This is a genomic window from Pantoea sp. 18069, assembly GCF_902706035.1.
GTDB lineage: Bacteria > Pseudomonadota > Gammaproteobacteria > Burkholderiales > Burkholderiaceae_C > Comamonas.
In genome coordinates this window covers 1-26,796 of record NZ_CACSJA010000048.1, presented here as the reverse complement: position 1 = coordinate 26,796, position 26,796 = coordinate 1, and the positions used below count along the sequence as shown (strand labels likewise).

The window sequence follows — 26,796 nt, the reverse complement described above, 5'->3', positions numbered from 1 at the left end:
TATTCCCCACGGTGCTCTTGCACCATGCGCACTGCGCGCTCACGGACTTCGGGAGAGAACTTGTTGGACTTATTCATGGCTTCATCATCTTAAGAGTTGATGCCTCCACGAAACCCGGTGTGATTCAGTACTGCCGGGCATCTTGGCATTCAGATAAGCGCCGCCGATGGCCAGGCCATGGGTCTCATAGCGCACATACCCTCCGGCCGTCTTCATTGCCAGGCCGCCGGTCAGTTCCACGTCGCTGCCTTTTTTGGCGACGGTATTTCCTTCGTCAAAGGAGTGTTGCAGTCCCGCACGCCAAGCGCCGCGGTCGGCCACATACTTGAGCATGTTGTTGGTGCGTGTGCCCAGGGCCAGCCCGATCTCGGGCTTGTATACCTCCATGAAAGGCGAATAGGGGAAAGATGCATAGGTCGACGCCACGACATCGAGCAGTACGTTGAACTGGCGGCCCATGGTGAGCTGGCCTAGATCCTTGCTGCGCACACCGACCCAGGCCTGCTGGAAGTAGTTCACCGCAGCGGTGTTTCCTGTATCCGTCAGGAAGCGATCTTCCAGGTTCGCGATGGCCGACAGGCCCCCGCCCAGGTCCTCCCTGACGTTGATGCCCCAGCGGCTCTGGGACATCCCGCCGCCCACCATCTGCGTCTTCCCCTGGTGGGTTGTCGAGCGTACTGCCGCATCCACGATGCCGTAGAGCTGTACGCTGCTTTGCGCCCAGGCCAGGGACGCGCATCCTCCCAGGATCGCCGTTGCCATTGCTGTTTTCACGAATGGATGGATCATTGTGTTGTCTCCCTTTTGTTTCTAGTCGTCGGTAGAACGCCCCGGGGACCCGCCGGGCCCATGCAAAGGGCAATGGCGGGACATCAGGGATGACGGTCATTTGCCCGTCACGGGGCCCCTTGGTGTCATGCGCGCAGAGGCGGTCTCGGATGCCTCCGAGATACCAGGCAGATGTCAGGCAGAGAAGGGGGGCTTTCGAAGAGCCCCGATTGCCGTGCGCTGTGGCGACGGCGTTGGCCCGCTATGTCGCGATGCCTGGGCCCGAATGGCCACGGGGTTCGCTGGCCGCTCCGTCTGCAAGCATTGCCTCGATGACCGACTCGTCCAATCCGGCCTGCGCGAGAAGCACACGCGTATCCGCACCGCGGCGCACCGGGGCGCGCAGTGAAGGCGTCAGGACTTCGCTGGAGGTGAAGCCGATTCCCGGCACGGGCACCCGCTTCGTCGCCTTTGGGTGCTCCAGCTCGACATGGGGCCAATGCCTGGCGGCCTCTGCAGCAGCCTGGGCCGGGCCAATGACCGACGTGGCGGGGACCCCGTGGCGAAGCAGGAGTTCCTCCCAATCGGCGGCAGTGCGCGAAATCAGCATGGCGGCCAGCAGTTTGTGCGTGTGCTGCACGTCACGGCGCTCGGCAGCGCCGTGAAGCTCCTGCACAAGCGCGCCTTCAGCACCTGTTTCATGCAATGCAGCCAGCAAGGCCTTCGATTGCTCGACCGAGTTGCAGACAATGGCCAGTTGGCCTTCGGCTGTCGCGAACGTGCCGGACAGCGGGTTGCCCGAGAATGCCGTTGACGCACTGCGCGGCACTTCTATGCCGCTGATCAGCGGTGCAGCGTAAGTAGGGGTGAGCAGGGTTAGGGCCGCGCCCATCATGGACACCTGCAACCATTCGCCTCTGACACGGGACTCGGCCTGGCTTGCGCGGCGGTACAGGGCGCTCATCACGGCCAGGGCCGCCTGCTGACCCACCGCGTAATCGATCAAAGGAAAGCCGATGCGCTGCGGCATGCCGTCGCTGCCGGCATTGGCGACCATCAAGCCACTGGCCGCCTGCATCACATGGTCATATGCACGTCTGTTGGATGCGGGGCCAAAGCCGGTGATGGAGCAGACAACCAGCCGTGGATGGCGCTCGATCAGTTGCTGGGGATCGAAGCCCAGCGCAGCCAGCTTGCCTGGACGAAAGTTCTCCAGCAGCACGTCGGCGCCTGCGATCAGTGCTGCCAGCGCCTGCACGGCACGAGGGTCGCGGGCGTCGATGGCCAGCGAGCGTTTGCCCGCGCCCTGTGCCACAAAGGCTTCGCCAAGCCCCAGGGCTGCCAGCTCGGGATCCGCGCCTTTGACGCGAATCATGTCGTCTCCATCCGCTCGTTCGATGCGAATGACTTCTGCGCCAAGCAGACCGAGTTGGTAGCCGGCAAAGGGGCCTGCCAGCACATGTGTCCAGTCGATGACGCGCAATCCTGTCAAGGGCGCTTTTGTATGTTCCATCACATCACTCCGGCTTGACGCCACTGCTTTTGACATAGGCCGCCCAGCGCCTGATCTCTTGCTTTACAAAGTGGCGGCTTTCCTCGAGATTGAACTCCAAGGGTTGCGTGCCGCTGCTGGCGCGCAACTGCACCGCCTCCGGCGAATGCGAAGACTTGCGGATGGCCGCATTGAGTTTCTCGATCACAGGGGCTGGCGTGCCTGCGGGTGCAAATACCGCAGTCCATGCCGTGATCTCGAAACCGGCGATGCCTTGCTCAAGAAAGCTTGGCACTTCCGGTGCCGCCGGATAACGCCTGGATGCGGCCACGGCAACCGGGCTGATCTTCTTCGTATCGATGAAGGTCTTGGCAACCGATGCGTCGGAGAACGCAAAATCGATATGCCCTCCCGCGAGGTCCGTCAGCGACTGGGGGTTGGATTTGTAGGGTATGGTGGTGGCGTCCAGGCCGGTCAGCTTGTAGAAGATTTCGCAACTGACCTGGGTGACGGCATTTCCGCTGCCGCACCTGAGCTGGCCAGGGTGCGCCTTGCCGTATGCCAGCAATTCGGCCAGGTTGTGCCATTTGGCGTCGGCGGTGATGTACATGGAGACAGGGCTGGTGCCAATGCCGGCGACGACGTCGAATGACTGGGGCTCGTAACCCAGCTTGTTCGGGAAAAACGAAAAATTGACGGCATTGGTCGTGGCCGACCCTACCAGTAGCGTGTAGCCATCCGGTTTTGCACGAGCGGCTGCCGCAGAACCCAATGCGCCATTGGCGCCAGGCCTGTTCTCAATGATGACGGGTGTCTTCAGGATGTCGCCCATGTCCTTGGCGAGCACCCGCGCACCGATATCGGTTCCACTGCCTGCGGCGAAGGGCACGATCAACGTGATAGGACGCGATGGGTAAGTCGATTGGGCCCAGGTGGTGTTTGCTCCCAACGTGAGCAAGGCACTGAGCAGAAAGGTACTGCGATGCATGGTGATTGCTGTCTCCTGAATGTTTTCTTGATGCAGGCACGATAGGTTGCTGCCTCTGCTGCAGCAAGCTACATTTCGTGGTTACCCTTTCCACTTTGGAAAACCATGAATCTCGATGACCTTCATTTGGCTTTGGTGATTGCCCAGGAGGGAGGGCTCACCGGTGCTTCTGCGCGTCTTGGTATCACGCCAGGGACTCTGAGCAAGGCAGTGACGAGACTGGAGCGGGCTACCAAGGTCAAGCTCTTTGAGCGAATGCCACGCGGAATGCGGCCGACCGAGTTCGGGCATGCATTTCTGAAGAAGGCCCAGCGCATTGACCTGGAGGCAAACGACCTCTATGCGGAGCTACGGGATTTGCGTCAGACCCGAACCGGCATGCTGCGTTGCGGCATTGGTGACGGTGTTCCACATCGGTGGGTCCGGACGATGACCGTCAGCCTGATAGAGCGTGGCGTCAATCTGGACCTGTCCGGAGGGATGACGGACTCGCTTACACGCGCCGTTGCGGCCGGGGAACTGGAGTTCGCCTTCATCGGCCTGCGCCGCACGCCGGAGAACGCTCTGAGCTGGGAAGCCCTGATCGATGATCCGATGATTCCGATGGCGCCAGCAGCCCATCCTTTGGCGCAGACAAAAGGCGAAGTCCCTTGGGATCGTCTGGCGCAAGCGCGTTGGATAGTCATGGCACGTGGCACCTCAACGCGCACAGAGTTCGAGGCCAACTTCCTGGCGCGTGGCCTGGAGCCGCCAGAGCCTGTCCTTACCTCGCGTTCTTCACAGCGTGAAGTGATGCTCATGCACTCATTGGGTGCTCTGATGCTTGTGCCTCGTTCGGTTTTGAGAGAGGGACAGATCAAAGAGCAATTGACCGCCATTCAACCGGAGGGAGGCTGGCAATCCTCCCGTCGCCTGGGCATTGTTCGGCGCAACGGTGGGTATCTCAGTCCCGCGGCGACACGGGCAATTGAGGCATTGAAGGAAAGCTTGCAGGAAGAATGACCCGGACTATGCGATTGAACGCGCCATGTTGTCCGTGACCAGGGGAAAGCAGATTTGGCCATGGAAGGCTAGAACGGCAGCGATGGGTGGTGACGCGACGCAACTGCGAATCCATTTCGAACGCGCGGAAAATGGCTACCGCCAATACGGCCCGCAAGCGCCCTGGATGCTGGAGATCATTACGAGCGCCCAAAGCGCCGGCTTCTCGCTCGACGAGATTCGTGGCCTTTTGCCGGACTCGCGCGCGACCTGGCAGCACGAGGCCTTGCTGGAGAGCCTGCAGCGCAAGGTGGCTGAGATCGAGTTGCTGCAGCAGCGCCTGGTGCAAAGCAAGGAGCAGTTGCTGATGGCTATCGAGCGCGTGAAGAATCGTCCTGAAGAACTGGCTTGCGCAGACCGGCCTCAATGGGTGTTGACGCAGCTTCGTGAAGGCGCTGCGTGCCGCAGGCACAGGATGAGCGCAAAGTTGCTCGCGCTTTTTCAAACCGGCACGGCCGCAAAGCGTGGCGGATCAAACGCCGTGATCTCCGGCACCGGCGCCTCCCAGCGCTCTATCTGCACCCGCGTGGTCTGCGCGGCGCAGCCCTGGCCCAGGCGTGAGCTGCCGATGTCGGGCGTGAGCACATTGGGGTTGCCGTGCTTGTCCAGGCTGTCAGGCGTTGCGGAATCGACCGGGTCGTACCAGGCGCCGGTGGCGATCTGCGCGACGCCTGAAAGAATGCCATCGGACAGCCGTGCCCCTGCGAGGAAAGCCCCGCGCTGGTTGAAGACCCGCACCACATCGCCGGACGCAATGCCGCGCGCGGCGGCGTCGGCGGTGTTGAGCGTGATGGGCTCGCGGCCGGCGATCTTCGAGGCGCGGCTCACGGCGCCGTGGTCGTACTGGCTGTGCAGCCGCGTGGCGGGCTGCACGGACAGCAGGTGGATGGGGCTGTCGGCATCGTTTTCCGGCTCGAACCAGGTGGCGTGGCCGGGGCAGTCCGCGTAGCCGAAGCCGGCGATCCTTTCGCTGTAGAGCTCGATGCGCCCCGAAGGCGTGGGCAACGGGTGGGCGACAGGGTCGGCGCGAAAGCGTTCCAGCAGCACTACCGGACGCGGCGGCGAGGGCATCTCGAAGTGGCCGGCCCGCCAGAAGTCGTCGAAGGCGGGCAGGGCGATGCCCTGGGCTTCGGCGCGCGGGCGGGCGCTTTCGTAGAGGTGCTGCAGCCACTGGCCGGTGTCGCGGCCTTCGGTATAGGCCTGCTCGAAGTCCAGGCGTCTGGCCAGCGCCGTGAAGATGGCGTAGTCGTCGCGGGCCTGGCCCACGGGCGCGATGGCCGCCTGCATCGCCGCCATGAAGCGCTCGTTGCTGGCGCTGCCGATGTCGTCGCGTTCGAGCGCCGTGGTGGCGGGCAGCACGATGTCGGAATGCCGGGCCTGGGCCGTCCAGTACTGCTCGTGGGTGACGATGGTTTCAGGCCGCTGCCAGGCGGCGATGGTGCGGTTCAGGTCCTGGTGGTGGTGGAACACATTGCCGCCGGCCCAGTACACCAGGCGCACATGGGGATAGCGGTGGTGACCGCCGTTGTATTCGAAGGGGGCGCCGGGCTGCAGCAGCATGTCGGCGATGCGCGCGACGGGAATGAACTGCGCCACGGCGTTGTTCCCCTGCGGCAGCCGGGCACCGGAGAAGCTGGTCTGGCCGCTGCCGATGTAGTTCATGCAGCCATAGCCCAGGCCGAAGCCGCCGCCGGGCAGTCCGATCTGGCCCAGCAGCGCGGCCAGGGTCACGGCCATCCAGAAGGTCTGTTCGCCGTGGCGCGCGCGCTGCAACGAATAGACGACGTTGATGAGGGTGCGCTGCGCGGCCATGCGCCGCGCGAGCGAGATGATGGCGTCGGCGGCGATGCCGCAGCGTTCGGCCGCCCAGCGCGGGGTCTTGGGCTGGCCGTCGGCATGGCCCAGGATGTAGTCGCGCACCTGCTCGAAGCCCGTGGTGTGGCTGGCCAGGAAGGCGCGGTCGTGCAGGTTCTCTTCGAGCAGCACATGGGCCAGGCCCAGCATCAGCGCCACGTCGGTGCCGGGGCGCACGGCCAGCCATTGGGCATCGGGTACCTCGGCCATGTCGCCCTGCACCGGGCTGATGTTGACGAAGCGGGTGTGGCCGGCCGCGGCCATGCGCCGCAGCGCCGGGCGCACGCCGTGCTGGCTGGCGCCGCCCGGGCTGACCTGCGTATTGCGCGCGGGCAGGCCGCCGAAGGAGACGAACATCTCGCAGCGCCGCTCCAGCACTTCCCAGGAGGTGTGCTGCTGCAGCAGGTTGTCCATGGCGTCGACGATGTGCGGCATCAGCACCCGGCCGGCGCCGAGGCTGTAGCTGTCCTTGCTGTAGACATAGCCGCCAAAGCCGTTGAGAAAGCGGTGCAACTGGCTTTGCGCATGGTGAAAGCGCCCGGCGCTGGACCAGCCGTAGCTGCCGCCGAAGATCGCGCCGTTGCCATGCGCATCGCGCACGCGGTTCAGCTCGCCCGCGACCAGGTCCAGCGCCTCGTCCCAGGGCAGTTCCACGAAAGGCTCACGCCCGCGCAGCGCCGCGCTCTGGTGCCGCGTGGCCGGGTTCAGAAAGCTGCGGCGCACGGCGGGCCGGCGCACCCGCGTGGGGGAATCGATGGATCCGGGAATCGACTGGCCTATGGGCGAAGGATCGGTATCCCAGGGGGCCGGCTCCATGCCCGTGAGCCGGCCGTCACGGACCACGGGCCGGTAGTTGCCCCAATGGGTGGAGGTGAAGGCCATTTTCAGGCGGCGACGGGCTCGGCCTGCGGCGCGCTGCGCAGCGACAGGTCGGGCCGGATGAGCGCCTGGGCGCGCACCAGTGGCAGCAGGTCGCGGCCATAGGCTATGGCGTCTTCGAGCGGGTCAAAGCCGCGGATCAGGAAGGTGCTGATGCCCAGGTCACGGTAGTCCAGCAGCGCGTCGGCCACCTGCTCGGGCGTGCCGACCAGCGCGGTGGAGTTGCCCTGTGCACCCAGCAGGCCGGCGATGCCGGTCCACAGGCGCTTGTCCAGGCGCGCGCCCTGGGCGGCCGCGTCCAGCAGGCGCTGGGAGCCCACGTTGCCGGGGGCCGGCTTGTTCAGCTTGCCCTTGCGGGCGGCGATTTCGCGCGCCTGTTCCAGGATGGTTTCGGCGCGCGCCCAGGCCGCTGCCTCGGTGCCCGCCAGGATGGGGCGCAGCGAGAGGCTGAAGCGCACCGTGCGGCCATGGCGCGCGGCGGCGGCGCGCACCCGGGCCACGGTTTCGCGCACTTGCTCGTGGGTTTCGCCCCAGAGCGCATACACGTCGGCATGCTTGCCTGCGACCTCGATGGCCGCGTCGGACGAGCCGCCGAAGTACACCGGCAGATGCGGCTGCTGGAGCGAGCGCACATCGGAGAACGCCTTTTCGTAGCGGTAGAAGCGGCCGTGGTGGTCGAAAGGCTGGTCGCTGGTCCAGGCCTTGCGCACGATCTCCAGGTATTCGTCGCTGCGCGCGTAGCGCTCTTCCTTGTCGATGAAGCTGCCGTCCTGGCGCATCTCGAACTCGTTGCCGCCGGTGATGATGTGCACCGCCGAGCGCCCGCCGGTGATGATGTCCAGCGTGGCGAGCTGGCGCGCCGCGAGCGTCGGCTGGGTGAAGCCGGGTCTGTGGGCGACCATGAAGCCCAGGCGCCTGGTGACCGAGGCCGCATGCTGCGCCACCAGAATGCTTTCGGGCGAGGTGGAGTGGAAGGCAATCAGCGCGCGGTCGAAGCCGCCGTCTTCGTGGATGCGCGCGGTGTGCTCGACATGGGCCAGGTCCAGGCCGGAACGCGGGGCGTCGATGATTTCCGAGCTGAGCTGGGTGCCGATGTAGCCAATGAATTCTAGGGACATGCTGGTGGTCTCCGGGTTGGAATGAAGTCAGGGGGCGGTGGGGGCGGCCGCGGGCGCGTTGCGCGCCATGCGAAACACCTGGTCCATGCGCCAGTGCTGGTTGGGATGGCTGGCGGCGAACTCGCCCCAGCCCGAGTCGCGCCGGAACTGGCCCGGCAGACCCGCGGCGCGCACCTGTTCGGCGTCCAGCGGCGTGGGACCCGTGCAGTCGGGGGCGACGAACAGCGCGTCTGCACTGCAGTACAGCTCGCACATGAAACAGGTCTGGCAGTCGGCCTGGCGCGCGATCTGCGGGCGGCCATCGGCGCCGGCGTCGAAGACGTTGGTCGGGCACACGGTGATGCAATCGCCGCAGGCGGTGCAGGCATCGGCAAAGACGAGTTCGATCATGGGTGGGTGGCCAGTGCCTGGTCCTGTGTCGTGGGCAAGAGGGGAGACGCGGGCGCTTGCAAGTCGGGTCGGACCCAGACCTGTTCCAGGCCGCCCACCTGCTGGCGCCGCGCCTGCTGCGCATCGCTCGCCGGCAGGTCTTCGCGCTGGTGCATGCCCCGGCTTTCCTGGCGCTGCAGCGCGGCCGCGACCGACCAGCGCGCGGTTGCCGTGAGCGCCGCGGCTTCGCGCAGCCGCAGCGGATCGGCGCCGTCATGGCCGTGGTCGCGCAGTTCGGTCCATGCCGATTCGAGCGCCTGCGCGGACGCACGCAGTCCAGCGCCGGTACGGAACAGGTTGCGCTCGTAGGGATGCATCTGCGCCTGCACGGTGGCGATGGCCTCGCGGACGTCGACATCGCGCGCGGCGCTTGCGGGCCGCAGCCCGGTCTGGCCCAGCGGCTGCAGCGCTGCGCGGGTGGCACCACGCCGCAGCGCGAAGTCGGCCGCGGCGCGCGCCGCCCAATGGGCCGACGACAGCGCCCAGGCCGAGTTCTGCGCGCCGCCGCCCGAGATCGCGCCGGCCACGAGTTCGCGCGTGGCCGCGTCGCCTGCCGCATACAGGCCGGGCACGCCCACGCCGCAGTCGGCACCGGTCACGCGCAGGCCGCCCGTGCCGCGTATGGTGCCGTCGGTGTGCAGCGTGACTTCGAAGCGATCGCGCCAGGGGTTGATGCCCCAGCGGTCGAACGGCAGCATCACATTGGGGGAAATGGTGGGCAGCCATTGCCGCACCTGCTCGGGCATGCGGTCGAAGCGGCAAAAGACCGGGCCCTGCAGCAGCGCGCGCGCGAGCGCGCGGCTGTTGTCGGGGCCCGCGGGAATGTCCAGCGCCCGGCCGCCGGCATCGGTGTAGCTGGCGTAGGCGTACGACATGGTGCGCGTCATGTTGGAGCGCAGCGGCGCCACGGTATAGGCGGCCGTGAACTCCATGCCCGACAGCGTGGCGCCGGCCTCGGCGCCCATCAGATAGCCGTCGCCGGTGTTGTTGTGCGCGCCCAGCAGGTGGGAGCGAAAGCTGGTGCCGCCCGTGGCCAGCACCACTGCGCCCGCGCGAATCTGCCAGGCGGCGTTGCCGCGCTGGCGCTGCACGCCGCGCGCGCCCGCAATCGCACCGTCGCTGGCGCGCAGCAGTTCCAGCGCAGGCCAGTGGTCCAGTATGCGCACGGCGAGATGGAGCGCCAGGCGGCGCAGCGCGGCCAGATATTCGGGGCCGCGCAGGCCGCGGTATTGCAGCGCGCCGGCTTCGTCGCGTGGAAAGTCATAGTGGCTGGCGAGCGTGGGCAGCACGCGCCAGGTGAGGTCGATCACCGCCGCCATCCATTGCGCATCGCCCAGGCCGGCCGCGCCCAGATTGCGCGCGGCAATGGCTTCGGCCCGCGCTTCGGGCGCGACCCACCAGTGGCCCGGGCCGGCAGTTGCGGTCACGCCGCTGGTGCCGCAGTAGCCCTTGTCCACCAGCACCACGGCCGCGCCCGCGCGCGCAGCCGCAATTGCCGCCCAGGCGCCGGCCATGCCGCCGCCTATCACCAGCACGTCGGTCTGGAGTTCGGCATGGCCTTCAGGCATGCAGTGCCTCGGGGATGTCGTATGCCGGGGCCGGCGCAGGCCGAACACCGAGCCAGGCCAGCAACTGGCCACGCATGGCGTTGAAGGCCGGGTGCTCGACGGCGCGCGGATGCGGCAGTTCGACGCGCAGTTCATGGCGGATCACGCCCTCGTCCATGACCAGCACGCGGTCGGCGAGCAGCAAGGCCTCCTCCACGTCGTGGGTCACCAGCAGGATGGCGCAGCGGTGGCGTTGCCACAGCTCCTTGACCAGCTCCTGGGCCTTGGCGCGGGTCAGTGCATCGAGTGCGCCAAACGGCTCGTCGAGCAGCATGAGATCGGGCTCGCGCACCAGCGCGCGGGCCAGCGACGCGCGCTGGGCTTCGCCGCCCGAAAGCACCTTGGGCCAGACGTCGGCGCGGTGGCTCAGCCCCACTTCCTCGAGCGCGGCCAGCGCCCGCTGCCGATCGGGGCGGCCGGGCAAGGCCAGGGCAACATTGCGCCACACGCGCTTCCACGGCATGAGGCGCGGCGCCTGGAACGCGACGGCGCGCTTGACGGGCACCTCGACGCTGCCCGAGATGTCGTGGTCGAGGTCGGCCAGGATGCGCAGCAGCGTGCTCTTGCCGCAGCCCGAACGGCCGATGAGTGCCACGAATTCGCCGGCGTGCAAGTCCAGGTCAAGGTCGCTGATGACGGCGCGTTCACCGAAGCGCCGCGTCAGGCCGCGCACGCGCACGGCAGGGGTTGATGGGCTCATGATGCTCATGCTCCGCTGAATGCCGGGCGCCAGGCCAGCAGCAGGCGCTCGAGCGCACGCACGACCAGGTCGACCACCAGGCCCAGCAGCGCATAGACCACCAGGCAGACCACGATCACATCGGTCTGGAACATCTCGCGCGCCGTGCTCATCAGGTAGCCGACGCCGGCCGTGGCATTGATCTGCTCGCCGAACACCAGCGCCAGCCACGACACTGCCAGTGCATAGCGCAGGCCCACCAAGGCGTTGGGCAGCGCGCCGGGCAGCACCACATGAATGACCATGGCCGTGGGCGACAGGTTCAAGGTACGCCCCGCCTCGACCAGCGCCTGGTCCACGTTGCGTATGCCGGCGTAGACGTTGAGATACAGCGGAAAGGCGGTCGCCAGCGCGATCAGCGCGACCTTGGGTTCCTCGCCTATGCCGAACCAGATGATGAGCAGCGGAATCAGCGCTACGTTGGGTACGGTGCGCAGCATCTGCAGCACCGAGTCGATCAGGTCCTCGCCCAGCCGCGTCAGCCCCGACAGCACCGCCAGCACGATGCCTATGCTGCCGCCTATGGCCAGGCCCAGCAGCGTGCGCTGCAGCGAGATGAGGATGGCATCGGGCAGCTCGCCCGAGGCCCAGAGCGCGGCGGCCGAAGACAGCACGGTTTGCGGCCCGGCCAGCACTTCCGCCGGCAGCCATCCGCTGACCGACAGCACATACCAGATGGCGACCAGCAGCACGGGGCCCGTGGCGCGGCGCACGATGCGCGGCACACCGCGCCGCAGCGTCGAGGTGGGAACAATGCGCTGCAGCTCGATCGCCCCGGCCGGTATGGGCCGGTGGACCGAAGCTGGCGCATGATCGCGCACGGCGGCCGTGCGCGGCAGGGTGAGGTCCAGCGACGTCATGCCACGCTGGCGATGGGCAGATCGCGGTAGACGTACTGATTGAAGTCGATGGGGCCGCGCAGCACGCCGGTCTCCAGCCAGACGGCATGCGTACGCTGCAGCCGCGCGACGAAGGTGTCGTCGACGGGCACGCGCTTGTATGCCGAGTTTTCTTCATGCAGCGAGGCCACCACCGACTTGTCCTGCTTGCTGAAGGCCGCGTACCAGGCGATGTAGGCGTCCGGATTGGCGCGCGCCCAGGCGTAGGCCTTGTCGGTCAGCTGGGCGTAATGGGCGATGGCCGCGCGCTTGCCCGGATCGGCAACGGCCGAGCGCGTGGCGCTGAGCACCGATTGCCCGCTGTTGATACCCACGCCGTCGTGCAGCACGCGCGCGCCCAGTGCGCCGACGGTGCGCGCGCGAAAGATGCCCCAGATGGCCCAGGCATCGATGCTGCCGCTGCCGAAGGCGGCGCTGGCGTCGGTCGGGGACAGGAACGCCAGCTTGACGTCATCCAGGGGAATGCCCGCTTCCTTCAGGACACCCACGGTCGTGAAATGGGCCACGCTGCCGCGCGTCGTCGGCGAGATGGTCTTGCCGCGCAAATCGACCACCGACTTGATATCGCTGTTCTTGCGCACCAGCAGCGAGGTGCCCCTGCCGCCATTGGTCCAGCTCGCGACGGCCAATATGCGCGATCCGCCGGCGATGGCGCTCACGGTGGGCGAGTCGTTGGCGCTGCCGATGTCGGTCGCGTCGGCCTTGAGCGCCTCGTGCAGGTTGACCGCGGCCGCGTAGTTGGACCATTCGATCCTGTAGGGCACGTCGTCGAGCAGGCCGGCCGCGCGCAGCAGGCCCTGCGAGGCACCGGTCTGGTCGCCCACGCGCAGGGTGACCTTGCGCAGGTCCGGGCTCGCCTGGGCATGGGAGGAAAGTGGCAGCGAGGCCGCGGCGGCCAGGGCGGCACCGGCGTGCAGGAGGTGACGGCGCGACGGCTTGGCCCAGGTGGTGTGGTCGGTCATGGGGGTCTCCAGGTTCAGGGTCACAGGTATGCGAGGTGGTCTTTGAGCGCCACTTGCGCGGGCAGCGGCACGGCGCCGCATCCCCAGGCCAGGCGTACCGTGCCGGTCGTGCGGCTGGATTTGCGCCTGGCGCTCCCCTGGGCATGGGCTGGCAACAGGGCAGCGGCGCCGGCACTGATCAATGCGGCCGAGACCTGGCCGGCGCGTGCCAGGCGTTTCCAGATGAGGACCTGCAATGCGGGCGCCAGCCAGGAAATGGCGACCAGTGCGCCTGGGCTCGGCCGCCGTGGCGCCGGCTTTGCGCGCTGCGCGTGGTGGACCGGGGCAGGCGCCAGGACCGCAGGAAAGAACTGGGAGGAAGACATGGGCTCTTTTCGATGGAGAAGAGCCTGCAGACTAGAGTCAAGTCATTCGAAGTTGAAATAATAAAATCGTTTTAATATAGAAAAATTACATGTTTCATGTGCGCTTCAATGAAGCGGGCGCATGCGTGCGGTACACATGAAAGACGAGGTACGGATGAAAATGGAAGACATCGAAGCCTTTGTCGCCGTGGTGCGCAGCCAGTCGCTGAGCCGCGCCGCGCCGCGCAGGAGCTGGGCCTGACGCAACCCATACTCACCCGGCGGGTGCAGGGATTCGAGAGCGAGCTGGGCGCCGCGCTGTTCGATCGGCAGACCAAGCCTTTGCGTGCGACGGCCTTGGGGCAGCGGCTGTATGAACCATGCCGCACGGTTCTGCAGTCCGTGGAGGCGGTACGCGAGCTGGCGGCCGCTGATTTGCCGCCGTCCGGCGGCTTGCGCCTGGGGCTGATGCCACTGCCGTTGTTCGAGCGCAGCGGCTTTGTGCACAAGCTGGACATCGTGTCGGTGTCCGACTTCAAGCCCCAGGTCGACTTATGGCTGGTGCACGGTAATGCGCCGGGTCGCCTGCAGGGCGCGGTGGACGACTTTGCCGCCAGCGTGGAACAGCGGTTGCGGGGCCGGCAAACCCTGCCGGCTTGAGGTGCAGGCCAGCATCCGCTAGCGCCGCGCTTCCGCCCCATACCAGGGGAACAGCCTGTGCAGCAGGGCTGCAAAGAACTGGTCGGCAATGAAGCCGATGATGCCCAGGTAGATCAGGCCGACGAACATGATGTCGATGCGAAACACCAGGTGCGCAAACGAGATCAGATACCCCAGGCCCTTTTCCGCGCCGACCAGCTCGGCGGCCACGACCACGACAAAGGCCACCGACGTCGCGTGGCGCAGGCCCGCGAACACGAAGGGCAGGGCCGCCGGCAGGGCGACGAACAGGATGGTGGAAAAACGGCCTGCGCCCAGTGATGCGGCCGAGCGCAGATAGACCGGGGGCAGATCGCGCACGCCGATGAAGGTGTTGAGCCATACGGGGAAAAAAGTGCCCCAGGCGATCAACATCACCTTGGACACATCGCCGAGCCCGAACCAGACGATGGCCAGCGGCACGATGGCGATCGCGGGAATCGCCCGCAGGCCATGCACCACGGGATCGCTCATCTGGCGCAGCCACAGCACGCGACCGGTCAGCACGCCCAGCACAATGCCCACGCTGGAACCCAGCAGGAAGCCCCAGAGCGCGCGCAGCAGGCTTGCGGCCACATGCGGCCAGATTTCGCCCGTCTCCCAGGTCATCTCGGCAAAGATCCTGGCGATATGCGAGGGCGGTGGAAACATCTTGATGTTCACGCCCGGGACGACGCGCGGTGCGATTTCCCAGACCAGCAGAAACAGGATCACCCCGACCGTGCCCAGCAGCAGCTGCGAGCGCAGTGCCGAGCGGCTCCTGGCCTGCTCGCGCGCGACAAACGCCTGTTCGATATCGAGCGTGTGCTGCGGCGCCAGCGCGGCGCGTTTGCGCGCCGGCGTTGCCGCGGCTTCGGCCAGGGGGGCGGGATAGACCGCGTTGCTCAAGGTATTCATGCGTTTTCCTCCTGCCCCACGCGAGTGAACAATTCGCTGATGCGCGCGTAGGCCGCGCCAAACGCCGGGTCTGCGCGCTGGCGCGGGTAGGGCAGATCGATTTCCACGATCTCCTCGATGCGCCCGGGGTGCGGGCTCATCACGACGACTTTCTGGGCGAGATAGATCGCTTCCTCGATGTTGTGCGTGATGAAGAACACCGAGAGCGACAGCTTTTGCCAGATGCGCAGCAGCTCATCTTGCAGCGTGGCGCGCGTGAGCGCGTCGATGGCCGCGAACGGCTCGTCCATCAGCAGCAACTGGGGCTCGGTCGCCAGCGCGCGGGCCACGGCCACGCGCTGGCGCATGCCGCCCGACAATTCGAACGGGTAGCGATCGGCCGCATGCGCCAGGCCTATCAGGTCCAGCAACTGCTGGGCCCGGTCGCGCACCTGCGCACGGTCCAGGCCTTGCTGGCGCAGGCCGAACTCCACATTCCTGCGCGCCGTGAGCCAGGGGAACAGCGCGTATTCCTGGAACACGACACCCCGGTCCGGCCCGGGGCCGGTGATCGCCAGGCCGTTGACCTGCACCGTGCCCTGGGTCGGCTTCAGAAAGCCCGCGATCATGTTCAGCAGCGTGGTCTTGCCGCAGCCGCTGGGGCCGATGGCGCAGACGAATTCGCCGGCGCCTATGTCCAGGCTCACGTCGCGCAGCGCCCAGTGGATGTCGCCCGAGGCCGAGGCGTAAAGCTGCGATACGTTGGCGATGCGTGCCGCGTTGTGGGGGGCGCAGGCGGTCATGGCGCTGACCGGCCCAGCGTCACGCGGTCGGGTGCTGCGGCGCGCAGCGCATCGGGATAGATCAGTCCGCGGTACAGGGCGCGCAGGTCCTGCGCCGGCCGCCGGGCCAGGCCCGACTCGATCGCCCATTCGCCATTGAGCACCAGATCGTCGACCAGCCGGTCGTCTAGCCGCACGCCTACTTGCACGTTGGACAGGCCTTCGCGCGTGGTTTTCACCGTGGCCTTGGTGCGCTGGGCCACCAGGGCCAGGGTTTCTTCGGTCTGCGCGCGGTAGAACGCTTCGGCGTCGAGCAAGGCGCGCACCGCGCCTTCGACCACCTGCGGGGACTTTTCCACCACTTCTTCGTTGGCGGCCAGCACGTAATGGCTCAGGAAGACCCGCTCCAATCCCTGCGCGGGCAGCTGCACCACTTTGCCCTCCCCTTGCGCGATCGCCGTCTGGCCCGCATCCCAGCCCCAGGCAAACGCGTCGATGCCGCCTTGCGTGATCGCCGTCACCGCGTCGGGCCCGCGCAGATTCACCACCGTCACATCCTTGAGCGTGAGGCCGTGCAGCGAAAGATAGCGGCTCAGGAAGTAGTGGCCGCTGGAGCCCAGCGTGGTGGCAATGCGCTTGCCCTTGAGCTGGGCCGGCGCGTCGATGCCGCGGTCGGTGCGCGCGACCACCACCATGCCGCTCGACAGACGCGTGAACTCGGCGACGATGTACGAGCGCACGCCATTGGCGCCCGCCAGCCCCACGACGCTGTCGGTGGAGGTGGCGAATTGCGCCTTGCCCGAGACGGCTGCGTCGAACGCCAGGCGCCCCGAAGTGAACTGCAGCGTGCTGGCCTCGATGCCATGCGGCTTCCAGAGGTTCTTGCTCGAGACCAGGTAGGGAATGGCCCAGCTGAAGCCCTGGCTTTCGGCCACGACCACTTGCCGTGCCGGGCTGGCCAGTGCGGGCAGGCCGAGCGCCGAAAGCCCGAGGCCCAGCGTGAAATGGCGGCGATGGAGTTGGTGATGTTGCATGGAGAACGGAATGTGGGATGAAGAAAGAAAAATGCAGGTGCCTCAGCCGTAGCCGTAGGGGTTGGGAAGCTGGCCGGTGAGCACCCATTGGCCCACGGCCTTCTTGCGGTACTCGAGCGGGTCGTGCAAGGTGTGCACGCGCACGTTGCGCCAGTAGCGGTCAAAGCCGTGCTTGCGCGCGGTCGCCCGCGCACCGATGAGCTCGAAGATCTGCGACGTCACCTGCAGCGCAGTGCGACCGGCCTGCACGCGTGCCGCGGCCACCGTGATGGCGAGATCGCCGCGCTGCGCTTCGGTCAGCGCCTCGCCCGCATCCCAGGCCTGCTGGAAATGGTCGAGGGCGCGGTCCGCCAGCGCGGTTGCGGCCTGCAGCGCAATCCACTGCTCGCCCGCCTGCAATTGCAGCAACGGGTCGTCGACGGCATGCTGCACGCCGGCCATGGGCCAGGGCTGCACCTGCTCACGCGCATGGTCCACGGCGGATTGCAGGGCGCCCAGCGCATTGCCCAGATAGATTTCGGTCAGGACCAGCTGGCCGATCAGATTGCGCAGGGTCGCGCGCGGGCGGCTGGCCACGCCCGGCGGGCCGAGAATGTCGTCGTGCCGGATCAGCACCTGCTTGAACTCGACGGTTCCGCTGTCCGTCTGGCGCTGGCCCATGTTGTCCCAGTCGTCATGCAGCGTGATGCCTGCGCGGTCCGTCGGAATGACCGCAAACCGGCCATCCGTGGGCAGGGGGCCCAGCGAGAACGACACGTTGAGCACGTCGGAATCCTGCGCGCCCGAGCAAAACCCCTTGAGCCCGTCGAGCAGGTAGCCACCATCGGTGGGCTGCACGCTCAGGCGGGTGTCGCGGGCATTCACCGCATTGCCCCAGAACCACTTTCCGGCGACCGCCGCGCGCAGGTATTTCTCCTGCTGCGCGCGCGCGCCGAACAGCAGCAGCGTGGCCACCTGCAGGTGCTGGAAGCCAAACAGATGGGCCAGCGAACTGTCGACCTGTGCGAGCTGGCGCACCAGCCGCAGGATTTCCGGCCAGCCGCGCTGCTGGCCACCCCATTCGCGCGGTATGGCCAGCGTCAGCAAGCCGCTGTCGCGCAGCAGTTGGCGCTCGGCCAGCGCGGTGCCGCCGGCCGCGTCGCGCGCCACGGCGGTGGGCGCGAGCTGGCGCAGGAGCTGCGCCATGGCCTGCGAAGGCGATGGATGTTCAGGCGCGGTCACGCGCATTCCCGCCCCCATCAGCTAAACCCCGAAGGCGATGGCGCCTCGCCGCGCAGCAGCCATTGGCCCAGCGCCTGGCGCTTGAGATCGAGCGGGTCGTGCAGGCTGTGCACGCGGATGTTGCGCCAGTAGCGATCGAGGCCCAGGCCGTTGGCCGTGGCGTTGGCGCCCATCTGGTCGAACAGGCCGCTGGTCACTTCCAGGCCGGCCTGCGCCGATGCGGTGCGCGCTTCGGCGATCTCCAGCGCGACGGCCGCGCGTTCCGCGGCGGTCAAGGCCTCGCCGCGCTGCCAGGCCTGCTGCAGTCCCAGCGCGGCATGATCCGCGAGCCGGCGCGCGCCGCGGTAGGCGATCCAATGCTGGCCGAAGCGCAGCTGTATCGTGCTGTCCTGCGCGGCGGTTTGCGCAGGGCTGCCTGGCCAGGGCCGCGCGCGCCAGGTGATGTGTTCGCGCGCCGCCGACAACGCCCCTTCGGTGTTGCCCAGATAGATTTCCGTGAGGATGGCCTGGGCCAGGCAGGAGCGCAGCGAATGCCAGGGCCGGCGTGGCAAAGGCGCCTGCCGCGCATCGGGCCAGCCCAGCCGGTCTTCGGGCTCGACCGGCGTGCCTTCGAAGAACACGCTGCCGCTGTCCGTCTGGCGCTGGCCGAAAGCGTCCCAGTCCTGGCCTATGCGCAGGCCCGCACGGTCCGCGGGCAGCGCCAGAAACAGCCGCGCGCCTTCGAGCGCCGGGTGCGGGACGTTGACGATCAAGGCCTGCGCATCGACCGAGCCCGAGCAAAAGAAGCGTGGCCCCTCCAGCCGGTGGCCGTGGTCGGTGGCTTCGAACTGCAGGCGCGTGTCCCTGTCGTTCGTTGCATTGCCCCAGAACCAGCGCTGGGTCACGGTCCGGGCCAGCAGGCGGGCCTGCTGCGCAGGTGTGCCAAACAGCAGCAGGGTCGCGACCTGCAGGTGCTGAAACGCAAACAGATGGGCGACCGAGCTGTCGGCCGCGGCCAGCCGGCGAACGATGCGCAGAATCAGCGGCCACGGCGCGCCCTGGCCGCCAAGGGCTTCGGGAATCAACAGCGTCAGCAGGCCGCTTTCGCGCAGCAGTTCACGCTGCGCATACGCCGTGCCGCCTTGCTTGTCGCGCTGCGCGGCGTTCTCGGCGAGCGCCTGCGCTACCGCTTCGACCACCTGCGTCCATGGGCCGTAGTCGCGATCGAACAAATCCCTTTCGCCGGGCGGCGTGATGGTCTGGCTCATGCGCCCGCTCCTTGCGAGAACGCCTGCAGATCACCATGCACGGCCTGGCCGCCGACCAGGGTGAGCAAGGCATGGATCTGCGGCAGGGCTTCGTCATCCACCGTCAGGGGATCGTCGGACAGCACGGCCAGATCGGCGAATTTTCCGGGCGTCAACGTGCCCTTGACCCGTTCCTCGAAACTCAGCCAGGCGCCGTGCGAAGTGATCATGCGCAGCGCGTCGAGGCGGCCCAGGCGCTGGTCGGGTCCGATGATTTTTCCACTGGTTCGCTCGCGCCGCGTGACGCAGGTCCAGACCGCATGGAACGGATTCACGGGAATGTTGTCGCTGCCGGCGGAGACGGCGAACCCCTCCTCGATCAGCGAGCGCACGGGCATGTAGTGGTTGCCGTCGTCCGGCTCCTGCAGGTGTGGCGCGCCGTTCTTCCAGAGGGTGTAGAGCGGGTTGGTGGTGATGAACAGGCCCAGGCGCCGCAGACGCGCATAGTCCGTGGGCTCGACATGGCCGATGTGTTCGAGCACCCAGCGGCGGCCCGCGAGGGGGATGCGTGCATCGATGCGCTCGAATGCGTCGAGCACGTCGGACAGGCGCGTGTTGACCACCGAATGCACGCGCAAGTCGTTCTCGGCGGCATGCAGCGCATAGCGCTCATAGTCTTCTAGCGGGTTGTTCCATTCGACGAACCCCGCCCATCCGGTGTTGGGCAGGGCGCGGCGCGAGGCCGCAGCCGCATCGGCCGTGCCATTCATTCCGAGATTGATTCCGCCAATGCGCAGAAAATCGTCACCCAGTCCCTGGCCGCGCGCGTAGGGCAGGGCGTCGCGCATGCTGATGCGCGCTTCCTCGGGCGAAGCCCAGGTGGGGCTCACACACAGGCGCGAGCGCATGCTCAGTCCCTGCTCCTGCCACAGCTGGCGATACACCGCCAGCGTCTGCGGCGCCGAACCGTGGCCTTCATAGATGCTGGTCGTGCCGAACGCGTGGTAGATCGGCAGCGAACGGCGCAGGCCTTCGAGCCGGTCTTCGAACGAGAACGCCGGCACGTTGCTCAGCAGATCGAACTCCAGCATCGGGCGCTTGTTGTGCTCGACGATCACGCCCGTGGGTTCGCCGTTCGCGTCGAATTCGATTTCTATGCCGCGGCATGTAGGGCAGGTGCCGGGCAGGATGTTGTTGCGTGCCAAGGCCAGCGAATTGAGCGCACTGAAACCCGGTGGTACGCCCCAGTTGCCGAACAGGCCGGGAATGTAGACCGGGTGGTCGGGGGCCGCCTGGTCCAGCTCCCAGCGCGTGGGCATACGGCCTTCGGCGAGGTTGGCAAGCCCGCCAAAGTAGTACGGGCCCTGACCCACCGGCATGGTGATGATCCAGGCACCTTTGGCCACACGCGTGGCTTCGGCGCGCACCACGTCAAGCACGTCGCTGACGGTTCTTGCGTGCGCCAGCGAGGGGCGCAGCGTCTTGAGCCCTTCGCGCTCCATATGCGCATGCGCGTCGATGAAGCCGGGCGTCACGGTGCGTCCGCCCAGGTCGACGACCCGGGTGCCGGCCTGCGCGAGTGCGCGAATCTGCGCGTCATCGCCGACGGCAACGATGCGCCCGCGTGCAATCGCAAGGGCCGTGGCATGCGGGCGGGCATCATCGAGCGTGAGGATGTTGCCGCGCACCAGCACCAGCTCTGGAGTGGGATGCGCGCTCACGCCAGTTGCACGCGCTCGGGCGCCACGGCGCGCAGCGCACGGGTGTCAATGACCTGGCGATACAGCGCGCGCAGATCTGCGGCATTGTCTTGCGCGAGCTTTTCCGTGATCGCCCACTGGCCGCCCAGCACCAGGTCGTCGAGCAGACGCGGCGCGAGCTGTACGCGGGTGGCGTTGCGCGCCAGTCCATTGCGCGAGGACTCGATGGAGCCGCGCGTGCGGGCCGCGAGGATCTGCGCGCCTTTTTCCGGGTCGGCCGCGAGCTGCTGCTCCGCGCCGATCAAGGCGCGCACCGCGGCTTCGAGCACCTGCGGCTTGGCTTGGGCCGTCTGCTCATTGGTCACCAGCACGAAGTGGCTCTGGAATACCTTGTCGATACCCGCGGACGACAGCACCTGCACGTTGCCCTTGCCTTCGACCTTGGCCGCATCCTCCGCCGCCCACCAATCCCAGGCAAAAGCGTCAATGCTTCCCTGGGCCAGCGCCGAAATCATCTCGGGCGGGCGCAGATTGATCACCGTCACGTCCTTGGGAGTCAACCCATGCAGACGCAGATAGCGGTTGACGAAATAGTGGCCCGCCGTGCCGAACATCGTTGCGAACCGCTTGCCGCGCAAATCGGAAGGCTGTGTGATGCCCTGATCGCGGCGCGCTGCGACCAGCATCTGCGTGGAGGAATTCGCGAACTCCGCAAACACCTTGATCTTGTGCCCCTGCAGCGCAGCGAGCGCCACGACGCTGTCGGTGGTGGTGGCGAAATCCGCCTTGCCCGCGAGCACGGCTTCGGCCGAGAGGCGGCCCGAGGTGAAGGCCAGGTTGCTGACGTCCAGTCCTTCCTGCGCCCAGAGCTTCTGCGCATCGGCCACAAACGGAACGGCCCAGCTGTGGCCTTCGCTGGCGGCAAAGATGGCGGGCAAGAGTTTGCGCGATGGCGCCTGGGCCCAGGCCCCTGCCATCGCGCACGCGAGGGCGGCTCCACCCACTAGAAAATCGCGGCGCTGCATTTCGAATCTCCAAGTCACTGAATGAAATGAAGTCTAGAAACCGGTCACCGCAGCGTCCACGCATAAAAACAGATATGGAAATCTGTAAATTGGATTCACATATCTGTGGAATTCCCGGGGTGCATCGAGCGCGGGTTACATGATCTTGTCCATGGCCACGGAGGTCGGGTGGGCGCCAAGCAGGTCAGGAAGCCGGCTTGCTGCGCGAAGGCTGGCGCCCTGCATCTGCATCGCCGCGAGGTGCCGTGGGGCGAGGCAGGCATGGCGAATGCAATGCCTGCCTATTGACCGGCGATGGACATGTTGTCGACACTCGGGTCTGTAGGGGAGGGCGCATTCCCTGCGATCGATCCGCCCTGCATTTCCATGGAAAGGACGCCCCATGCGCCATTCAGTTTCCCCGATGACCACCGCTGTCGCCCTGCTGTTGCTGGCACTGGCCGCGGCGGGCCCCGCACACGCGGCGCAGCCCGCGCCGCTGGACGCCGCGGCCAGCGACCCGGTCAAGCTCGGCTGGATGGTGGGCGCGCCGCCCCCGCCAGACAAGCAGCTGCGCTTCGACGACGGCAGCTACTTTCAGTTTCCGGCGATGCGCTGGAGCGTCGCGCACTTTCGCCAGCTGATGCCGACGCTCAACATCTCGCGCGGCCTGGGCGCGCCCGTGCCCCTGGCGCGCGCGCTGCGCAAGGACCTCGATGGCGTGCGCTTCGTGCCCCTGGACAGCCAGGCGCCCATGACCTGGGCCGAATCGCTCGCGGCCAACTACACCGACGGCATCGTGGTGCTGCACCAGGGCCGCATCGTCTACGAGCGCTATTTCGGCGCGCTCGACGAGCGCGGCCAGCACGCCGCGATGTCGGTCACCAAATCCGTCATGGGCACGCTGGGCGCAATGCTGGTGGCCGAAGGCCTGCTCGATGCGGACAAGCGCGTCGCCGACTATGTGCCCGAACTGGCGTCTTCCGCTTTCGGCAATGCCACCGTGCGCCAGGTGCTCGACATGACCACCGGGCTGCAGTACAGCGAGGACTATGCCGACCCGGATGCCGAAGTCTGGGCCTTCTCCCAGGCTGGCAGCCCGTTGCCCAAGCCCAAGGACTACCAGGGCCCGCGCAGCTACTACGAATACCTGCAGACCGTGCGCCCCCAGGGCGAGCACGGCGCCGCCTTTGGCTACAAGACCGTCAACTCGGACGCGCTGGGCTGGGTCATCGCGCGCGCCACCGGGCGCAACGTTGGCGAGCTGCTGTCCGAGCGCATCTGGAGCCGCCTGGGTGCGGAGCAGGATGCCTATATCACCGTCGATTCCACGGGCACGCCTTTCGCGGGCGGCGGGCTCAATACCGGACTGCGCGACCTCGCGCGCTTTGGCGAACTGCTGCGCAACAACGGCCGCTTCCAGGGGCGGCAGATCATTCCCCGGGCGGTGGTCGACGATATCCGCCGGGGCGGCGATCGCGCGGCGTTTGCCAGGGCCGGCTATGCGCTGCTGCCCGGCTGGAGCTACCGCAACATGTGGTGGGTCACTCACCAGGCCGACGGCGCCTTCATGGCGCGCGGCGTGCATGGCCAGCGCATCTATGTGAATCCGCAGGCGGCCGTGGTCATCGTGCGCTACGCGTCGCATCCGGTGGCCAGCAATTCGGCCAACGATCCGACCACACTGCCCGCGTTCGACGCGCTCGCGCGGCACCTGATGAAAATGCCGCGCTGACGCCGCGGTGGACTGCCGGGTAAGATGGCGCGGCGCAGTGTTCGGACGAGGGGCTTTGGCCCGGTCGCAACTTCGCACTGCTCCCGCAAGAAGATGGAAGACAAGGCGCACGCCGGCAATCAGGCTGGCGATGCGTTGAAAAAAGCCAACTTGAGAGGACAACCGATGCTGATAGGTGTACCCAGCGAGACGGTGGCGGGTGAAGCCCGCGTTGCCGTGACTCCGGAGACAGTCAAGAAACTCAAGGCCCTCGGGCATCAGTTGCGCGTCGAATCGGGGGCCGGCCTGGCCGCCAGCGTGACCGACGAGGCCTATGCCGCAGCCGGCGCCGAGATCAGCGATGCCGCGGGCGCCTGGCAGGCGGATCTGCTGCTCAAGGTGCGCGGGCCGACCGAGCACGAAGCGCCCTGGCTGCGCGCCGGCACCACCGTCGTCGGCATGCTCAACCCGTTTGAGCCGTCCGGCCTGCAGCGGCTGGCGACGGCCGGGGTGACCGCCTATGCGCTCGAAGCCGCGCCGCGCACCACGCGCGCGCAAAGCATGGACGTGCTGTCTTCGCAGGCCAATATCGCGGGCTACAAGGCGGTGATGGTCGCGGCCAACGCCTACCAGCGGTTTTTCCCCATGCTGATGACCGCCGCCGGCACCGTCAAGGCTGCGCGCGTGGTGGTGCTGGGCGTGGGCGTCGCCGGCCTGCAGGCGATTGCCACGGCCAAGCGCCTGGGCGCGGTGATCGAAGCCTCGGACGTGCGCCCCAGTGTCAAGGAGCAGGTCGAGTCGCTGGGCGCCAAATTCATTGAAGTGCCCTACGAAACCGCCGAGGAAAAGGAAGCCGCCGAAGGGGTGGGCGGTTATGCCAGGCCCATGCCCGCGAGCTGGCTCGAGCGCCAGAAAGTCGAAGTGGCCAAGCGCGTCGCCCAGGCGGACGTGGTGATCACAACCGCCTTGATTCCCGGGCGCGCGGCGCCGGTGCTGGTCACGCCGGAAATGGTGCAGTCCATGAAGCCCGGCTCGGTCATCGTCGATCTGGCCGCGGCCCAGGGAGGCAATTGCCCGCTGACCGAAGCCGACCAGACCGTTCTCAAGCATGGCGTGCTGCTGATCGGCGAGACCAATCTGCCGGCGCTGGTCGCGGCCGATGCCTCGTCGCTCTACGCGCGCAATGTGCTCGACTTCCTCAAGCTCATCCTGACGCCCGAAGGCGGCCTGCATGTCGACCTCGAGGACGACATTGTCGCGGCCTGCCTCATGGCGCACCAGGGACAGCTTCGGCGCGCCGCCTGAACGCACCCGCCCATCTTTTTGCATCCGCTTCGCTGACCTGGAGGTTCCATGGACGCTGTCTCCCCGACGCTGCTCAATCTCATCATTTTCGTGCTCGCCATCTACGTGGGCTACCACGTGGTCTGGACCGTCACACCTGCGCTGCACACGCCATTGATGGCGGTCACGAATGCGATTTCCGCGATCGTGATCGTAGGCGCCATGCTCGCCGCCGCGCTGACCGAAACCACCCTGGGCAAGACCATGGGCGTGCTGGCCGTGGCGCTGGCCGCGGTCAATGTGTTCGGCGGCTTTCTCGTCACGCGCCGCATGCTCGAGATGTTCAAGAAAAAGGAACGCAAGCCGGCCGCGGTGAACGCCGAGAAGAACGAAGGAGGTGCCCAATGAGCATGAACCTCGTCACGCTGCTGTATCTGGTGGCCAGCGTCTGCTTCATCCAGGCGCTCAAGGGGCTCTCGCACCCGACGACTTCAATCCGCGGCAACGTGTTCGGCATGACCGGCATGCTGATTGCCATGCTCACGACGGCGGCGCTGATCGTGCAGCTCGCCGGCGGCGCGGTGCTCGGCCTGGGCTGGGTGCTGCTGGGCCTGCTCGTGGGCGGCACGGCCGGCACGCTGATGGCCCAGCGCGTTGAAATGACCAAGATGCCCGAGCTCGTGGCCTTCATGCACAGCATGATCGGCCTGGCCGCGGTATTCATCGCGGTCGCGGCCGTGGCCGAGCCCTGGGCATTCGGCATCACGGCCGCGCCCGTCGCGGCCATCATGGGCGCGAGCACTCCCGCGGGTTCGGTGCTGCTCGAAGGCATGGTGGTTCCGGCCATCCCCTACGGCAACCGCCTCGAACTCTTCCTCGGGGCGGCAATTGGTGCCATCACGTTCAGCGGCTCGGTGATCGCCTTTGGCAAGCTTTCGGGCAAATACAAGTTCCGCCTGTTCCAGGGCGCGCCGGTGCAGTTCGCGGGCCAGCACTGGCTCAACCTCGCGCTCGGTTTGCTGACGCTGGGGCTGGGCCTGCTGTTTGTCGCGACCGAAAGCTGGACCGCATTCTTTGCGATGCTGGCGCTGGCCTTCGCCATGGGCGTGTTGATCATCATCCCCATTGGCGGGGCCGACATGCCGGTCGTGGTGTCCATGCTCAACAGCTACTCGGGCTGGGCTGCGGCGGGTATCGGTTTTTCGCTCAACAACAGCATGCTGATCATTGCCGGTTCGCTGGTCGGCAGCTCGGGCGCGATCCTGAGCTACATCATGTGCAAGGCCATGAACCGCTCGTTCTTCAGCGTGCTGCTGGGCGGCTTCGGTGCGCAGGTGGTCACGGCCTCGGGCGCGTCCAAGGAGCAGCGTCCCGTCAAGTCCGGCAGCGCCGACGATGCGGCCTTCGTGCTGGGCAATGCCGAAACCGTGGTCATCGTTCCGGGCTACGGCCTGGCCGTGGCGCGGGCCCAGCACGCGGTCAAGGAACTCGCGCAGAAACTCACCGACCGGGGCATCACCGTCAAGTACGCGATCCACCCGGTGGCGGGGCGCATGCCCGGCCACATGAATGTTCTGCTCGCGGAAGCCGAAGTGCCCTATGACCAGGTCTTCGAGATGGAGGACATGAACGGCGAGTTCGGACAGGCCGACGTGGCCATCATCCTGGGCGCCAACGATGTGGTCAATCCTGCGGCCCACGTCAAGGGCAGTGCGATCTACGGCATGCCGATTCTCGAAGCCTACAAGGCCAAGACGGTGATCGTGAACAAGCGCAGCATGGCCTCGGGCTATGCGGGCCTCGACAATGAACTGTTCTATATGGACAAGACGATGATGGTCTTTGGCGACGCCAAGAAGGTGGTCGAGGACATGGTCAAGGCCATTGAATAGGCGCTCGGCTGCCCCTGCAAAAGCCGGCGCCCGCAGGGCGCCGGCTTTTTTTCGACAAGGGCAGGGCGGAATGTGAAAAAATGATGAAAAATTGTGGCCAGGGGTTTTGCCTTGTGCTACATTTGCACTCCGCTTCGAACACAGCACTGCCGGCAACGGCAGGCTGAAAGCGAAACGGAAAAGTTGATCCTTCTTTGGGAAACGGTTGAAAAACCGGGCTACAATGCAAGGCTTCGCTGCTCAA

At 66.8% G+C, this 26,796-nt stretch carries 25 protein-coding genes and 1 pseudogene; 7 read left to right on the top strand and 19 right to left on the bottom strand.

Translation table 11 applies throughout. The annotated features are described in order from the left end of the window. Nucleotides 1-84: 84 nt before the first annotated feature. The 3 genes from GVL12_RS23920 to GVL12_RS23910 form a co-directional block, all read right to left on the bottom strand. Nucleotides 85-789 (bottom strand): porin, encoded by a 705-nt coding sequence (locus GVL12_RS23920; RefSeq protein ID WP_159918064.1) that lies wholly within the window; start codon nt 787-789, stop codon nt 85-87. Between the two features lie 241 nt (nt 790-1,030). Continuing rightward, the gene (locus tag GVL12_RS23915) at nt 1,031-2,260 is read right to left on the bottom strand and encodes a CaiB/BaiF CoA-transferase family protein (RefSeq protein WP_200844043.1); all 1,230 of its coding nucleotides are present in this window, start codon (nt 2,258-2,260) and stop codon (nt 1,031-1,033) included. Between the two features lie 25 nt (nt 2,261-2,285). After that, nucleotides 2,286-3,248 (bottom strand): tripartite tricarboxylate transporter substrate binding protein, encoded by a 963-nt coding sequence (locus GVL12_RS23910; RefSeq protein WP_159918063.1) that lies wholly within the window; start codon nt 3,246-3,248, stop codon nt 2,286-2,288. A gap of 105 nt (nt 3,249-3,353) precedes the next feature. Here GVL12_RS23910 and GVL12_RS23905 point away from each other — a divergent pair, with 105 nt between their 5' ends. Both GVL12_RS23905 and GVL12_RS27100 read left to right on the top strand, forming a co-directional pair. After that, complete coding sequence (locus tag GVL12_RS23905) at nt 3,354-4,250, top strand: LysR family transcriptional regulator (RefSeq protein ID WP_159918062.1); 897 nt, start codon at nt 3,354-3,356, stop codon at nt 4,248-4,250. Nucleotides 4,251-4,275: 25 nt separating this feature from the next. Further along, nucleotides 4,276-4,536, top strand: a pseudogene (locus GVL12_RS27100) (MerR family DNA-binding protein); the annotation flags it as partial. Nucleotides 4,537-4,730: 194 nt separating this feature from the next. Here GVL12_RS27100 and GVL12_RS23895 read toward each other — a convergent pair. The 8 genes from GVL12_RS23895 to GVL12_RS23860 are packed head-to-tail and all read right to left on the bottom strand — an operon-like array spanning nt 4,731 to nt 13,141. Further along, nucleotides 4,731-7,025 (bottom strand): molybdopterin guanine dinucleotide-containing S/N-oxide reductase, encoded by a 2,295-nt coding sequence (locus GVL12_RS23895; protein WP_159918061.1) that lies wholly within the window; start codon nt 7,023-7,025, stop codon nt 4,731-4,733. A gap of 2 nt (nt 7,026-7,027) precedes the next feature. Beyond that, the gene (locus GVL12_RS23890) at nt 7,028-8,140 is read right to left on the bottom strand and encodes an LLM class flavin-dependent oxidoreductase (protein WP_159918060.1); all 1,113 of its coding nucleotides are present in this window, start codon (nt 8,138-8,140) and stop codon (nt 7,028-7,030) included. 27 nt (nt 8,141-8,167) lie between these two features. Then, a complete protein-coding gene (locus tag GVL12_RS23885) occupies nt 8,168-8,530 on the bottom strand; it encodes a 4Fe-4S dicluster domain-containing protein (RefSeq protein ID WP_159918059.1) in 363 nt (120 codons plus the stop codon). After that, on the bottom strand, nt 8,527-10,137 hold the full coding sequence (locus tag GVL12_RS23880) for an FAD-binding protein (RefSeq protein WP_159918058.1): 1,611 nt from the start codon (nt 10,135-10,137) through the stop codon (nt 8,527-8,529). Before GVL12_RS23880 ends, GVL12_RS23885 begins: the two co-directional genes overlap by 4 nt. Continuing rightward, nucleotides 10,130-10,876: an ABC transporter ATP-binding protein gene (locus GVL12_RS23875; protein WP_159918057.1), complete on the bottom strand. Its 747-nt coding sequence runs from the start codon at nt 10,874-10,876 to the stop codon at nt 10,130-10,132. The genes GVL12_RS23880 and GVL12_RS23875 overlap by 8 nt, the downstream gene beginning before the upstream one ends. Nucleotides 10,877-10,881: 5 nt before the next feature. Beyond that, nucleotides 10,882-11,775 (bottom strand): ABC transporter permease subunit, encoded by an 894-nt coding sequence (locus GVL12_RS23870; RefSeq protein WP_159918056.1) that lies wholly within the window; start codon nt 11,773-11,775, stop codon nt 10,882-10,884. Then, nucleotides 11,772-12,776 carry an ABC transporter substrate-binding protein gene (locus tag GVL12_RS23865; protein ID WP_159918055.1) on the bottom strand — a complete coding sequence of 335 codons (1,005 nt, stop codon included), beginning with the start codon at nt 12,774-12,776 and terminating at the stop codon, nt 11,772-11,774. The genes GVL12_RS23870 and GVL12_RS23865 overlap by 4 nt, the downstream gene beginning before the upstream one ends. 20 nt (nt 12,777-12,796) lie before the next feature. Continuing rightward, nucleotides 12,797-13,141, bottom strand: coding sequence for a hypothetical protein (locus GVL12_RS23860; RefSeq protein ID WP_159918054.1), 345 nt, complete (start codon nt 13,139-13,141; stop codon nt 12,797-12,799). Nucleotides 13,142-13,405: 264 nt separating this feature from the next. Here GVL12_RS23860 and GVL12_RS23855 point away from each other — a divergent pair, with 264 nt between their 5' ends. Next, nucleotides 13,406-13,780: a hypothetical protein gene (locus tag GVL12_RS23855; RefSeq protein ID WP_235033969.1), complete on the top strand. Its 375-nt coding sequence runs from the start codon at nt 13,406-13,408 to the stop codon at nt 13,778-13,780. Between the two features lie 18 nt (nt 13,781-13,798). Here GVL12_RS23855 and GVL12_RS23850 read toward each other — a convergent pair whose 3' ends face one another. Genes GVL12_RS23850 through GVL12_RS23820 form a run of 7 tightly spaced genes read right to left on the bottom strand, consistent with a single transcriptional unit; the run spans nt 13,799 to nt 21,596 of the window. Further along, nucleotides 13,799-14,716, bottom strand: coding sequence for an ABC transporter permease (locus GVL12_RS23850; RefSeq protein WP_159918053.1), 918 nt, complete (start codon nt 14,714-14,716; stop codon nt 13,799-13,801). Beyond that, nucleotides 14,713-15,498, bottom strand: a complete 786-nt coding sequence (locus tag GVL12_RS23845) for an ABC transporter ATP-binding protein (protein WP_159918052.1) — start codon at nt 15,496-15,498, stop codon at nt 14,713-14,715. Before GVL12_RS23845 ends, GVL12_RS23850 begins: the two co-directional genes overlap by 4 nt. Next, nucleotides 15,495-16,511, bottom strand: a complete 1,017-nt coding sequence (locus GVL12_RS23840) for an ABC transporter substrate-binding protein (protein ID WP_159918051.1) — start codon at nt 16,509-16,511, stop codon at nt 15,495-15,497. Before GVL12_RS23840 ends, GVL12_RS23845 begins: the two co-directional genes overlap by 4 nt. Before the next feature lie 42 nt (nt 16,512-16,553). Then, nucleotides 16,554-17,732 carry an acyl-CoA dehydrogenase family protein gene (locus GVL12_RS23835; protein WP_200844041.1) on the bottom strand — a complete coding sequence of 393 codons (1,179 nt, stop codon included), beginning with the start codon at nt 17,730-17,732 and terminating at the stop codon, nt 16,554-16,556. A gap of 17 nt (nt 17,733-17,749) precedes the next feature. Further along, the gene (locus tag GVL12_RS23830; RefSeq protein ID WP_159918049.1) at nt 17,750-18,979 is read right to left on the bottom strand and encodes an acyl-CoA dehydrogenase family protein; all 1,230 of its coding nucleotides are present in this window, start codon (nt 18,977-18,979) and stop codon (nt 17,750-17,752) included. After that, nucleotides 18,976-20,679, bottom strand: a complete 1,704-nt coding sequence (locus GVL12_RS23825) for an amidohydrolase (RefSeq protein WP_159918048.1) — start codon at nt 20,677-20,679, stop codon at nt 18,976-18,978. Before GVL12_RS23825 ends, GVL12_RS23830 begins: the two co-directional genes overlap by 4 nt. Then, complete coding sequence (locus GVL12_RS23820; protein WP_159918047.1) at nt 20,676-21,596, bottom strand: ABC transporter substrate-binding protein; 921 nt, start codon at nt 21,594-21,596, stop codon at nt 20,676-20,678. Before GVL12_RS23820 ends, GVL12_RS23825 begins: the two co-directional genes overlap by 4 nt. Nucleotides 21,597-22,086: 490 nt before the next feature. On the opposite strand from GVL12_RS23820, the gene GVL12_RS23815 reads away from it, so the two are divergent. The 4 genes from GVL12_RS23815 (at nt 22,087) to GVL12_RS23800 (ending at nt 26,552) form a co-directional block, all read left to right on the top strand. Next, nucleotides 22,087-23,397: a serine hydrolase gene (locus tag GVL12_RS23815; protein ID WP_235033968.1), complete on the top strand. Its 1,311-nt coding sequence runs from the start codon at nt 22,087-22,089 to the stop codon at nt 23,395-23,397. Between the two features lie 165 nt (nt 23,398-23,562). Beyond that, a complete protein-coding gene (locus GVL12_RS23810) occupies nt 23,563-24,681 on the top strand; it encodes a Re/Si-specific NAD(P)(+) transhydrogenase subunit alpha (RefSeq protein ID WP_159918045.1) in 1,119 nt (372 codons plus the stop codon). 48 nt (nt 24,682-24,729) lie between these two features. Beyond that, nucleotides 24,730-25,068, top strand: a complete 339-nt coding sequence (locus GVL12_RS23805) for an NAD(P) transhydrogenase subunit alpha (RefSeq protein WP_159918044.1) — start codon at nt 24,730-24,732, stop codon at nt 25,066-25,068. Beyond that, nucleotides 25,065-26,552: an NAD(P)(+) transhydrogenase (Re/Si-specific) subunit beta gene (locus GVL12_RS23800; protein WP_159918043.1), complete on the top strand. Its 1,488-nt coding sequence runs from the start codon at nt 25,065-25,067 to the stop codon at nt 26,550-26,552. The genes GVL12_RS23805 and GVL12_RS23800 overlap by 4 nt, the downstream gene beginning before the upstream one ends. Here GVL12_RS23800 and GVL12_RS26760 read toward each other — a convergent pair. Then, a partial coding sequence (locus GVL12_RS26760) for a hypothetical protein (RefSeq protein ID WP_235033967.1) occupies nt 26,536-26,796 on the bottom strand: 261 nt, incomplete at its 5' end. The two genes, GVL12_RS23800 and GVL12_RS26760, sit on opposite strands and share 17 nt — an antisense overlap.

Coding starts and splice junctions, on each gene's coding strand:
- GVL12_RS23880 (WP_159918058.1), bottom strand. CDS start 10,137: ATGCCTGAAGGCCATGCCGAACTCCAGACCGACGTGCTGGTGATAGGC.
- GVL12_RS23800 (WP_159918043.1), top strand. CDS start 25,065: ATGAGCATGAACCTCGTCACGCTGCTGTATCTGGTGGCCAGCGTCTGC.
- GVL12_RS23830 (WP_159918049.1), bottom strand. CDS start 18,979: ATGAGCCAGACCATCACGCCGCCCGGCGAAAGGGATTTGTTCGATCGC.
- GVL12_RS23815 (WP_235033968.1), top strand. CDS start 22,087: ATGACCACCGCTGTCGCCCTGCTGTTGCTGGCACTGGCCGCGGCGGGC.
- GVL12_RS23870 (WP_159918056.1), bottom strand. CDS start 11,775: ATGACGTCGCTGGACCTCACCCTGCCGCGCACGGCCGCCGTGCGCGAT.
- GVL12_RS23805 (WP_159918044.1), top strand. CDS start 24,730: ATGGACGCTGTCTCCCCGACGCTGCTCAATCTCATCATTTTCGTGCTC.
- GVL12_RS23840 (WP_159918051.1), bottom strand. CDS start 16,511: ATGCAACATCACCAACTCCATCGCCGCCATTTCACGCTGGGCCTCGGG.
- GVL12_RS23850 (WP_159918053.1), bottom strand. CDS start 14,716: ATGAATACCTTGAGCAACGCGGTCTATCCCGCCCCCCTGGCCGAAGCC.
- GVL12_RS23865 (WP_159918055.1), bottom strand. CDS start 12,776: ATGACCGACCACACCACCTGGGCCAAGCCGTCGCGCCGTCACCTCCTG.
- GVL12_RS23860 (WP_159918054.1), bottom strand. CDS start 13,141: ATGTCTTCCTCCCAGTTCTTTCCTGCGGTCCTGGCGCCTGCCCCGGTC.
- GVL12_RS23895 (WP_159918061.1), bottom strand. CDS start 7,025: ATGGCCTTCACCTCCACCCATTGGGGCAACTACCGGCCCGTGGTCCGT.
- GVL12_RS23890 (WP_159918060.1), bottom strand. CDS start 8,140: ATGTCCCTAGAATTCATTGGCTACATCGGCACCCAGCTCAGCTCGGAA.
- GVL12_RS23875 (WP_159918057.1), bottom strand. CDS start 10,876: ATGAGCCCATCAACCCCTGCCGTGCGCGTGCGCGGCCTGACGCGGCGC.
- GVL12_RS23920 (WP_159918064.1), bottom strand. CDS start 789: ATGATCCATCCATTCGTGAAAACAGCAATGGCAACGGCGATCCTGGGA.
- GVL12_RS23905 (WP_159918062.1), top strand. CDS start 3,354: ATGAATCTCGATGACCTTCATTTGGCTTTGGTGATTGCCCAGGAGGGA.
- GVL12_RS23885 (WP_159918059.1), bottom strand. CDS start 8,530: ATGATCGAACTCGTCTTTGCCGATGCCTGCACCGCCTGCGGCGATTGC.
- GVL12_RS23845 (WP_159918052.1), bottom strand. CDS start 15,498: ATGACCGCCTGCGCCCCCCACAACGCGGCACGCATCGCCAACGTATCG.
- GVL12_RS23910 (WP_159918063.1), bottom strand. CDS start 3,248: ATGCATCGCAGTACCTTTCTGCTCAGTGCCTTGCTCACGTTGGGAGCA.
- GVL12_RS23810 (WP_159918045.1), top strand. CDS start 23,563: ATGCTGATAGGTGTACCCAGCGAGACGGTGGCGGGTGAAGCCCGCGTT.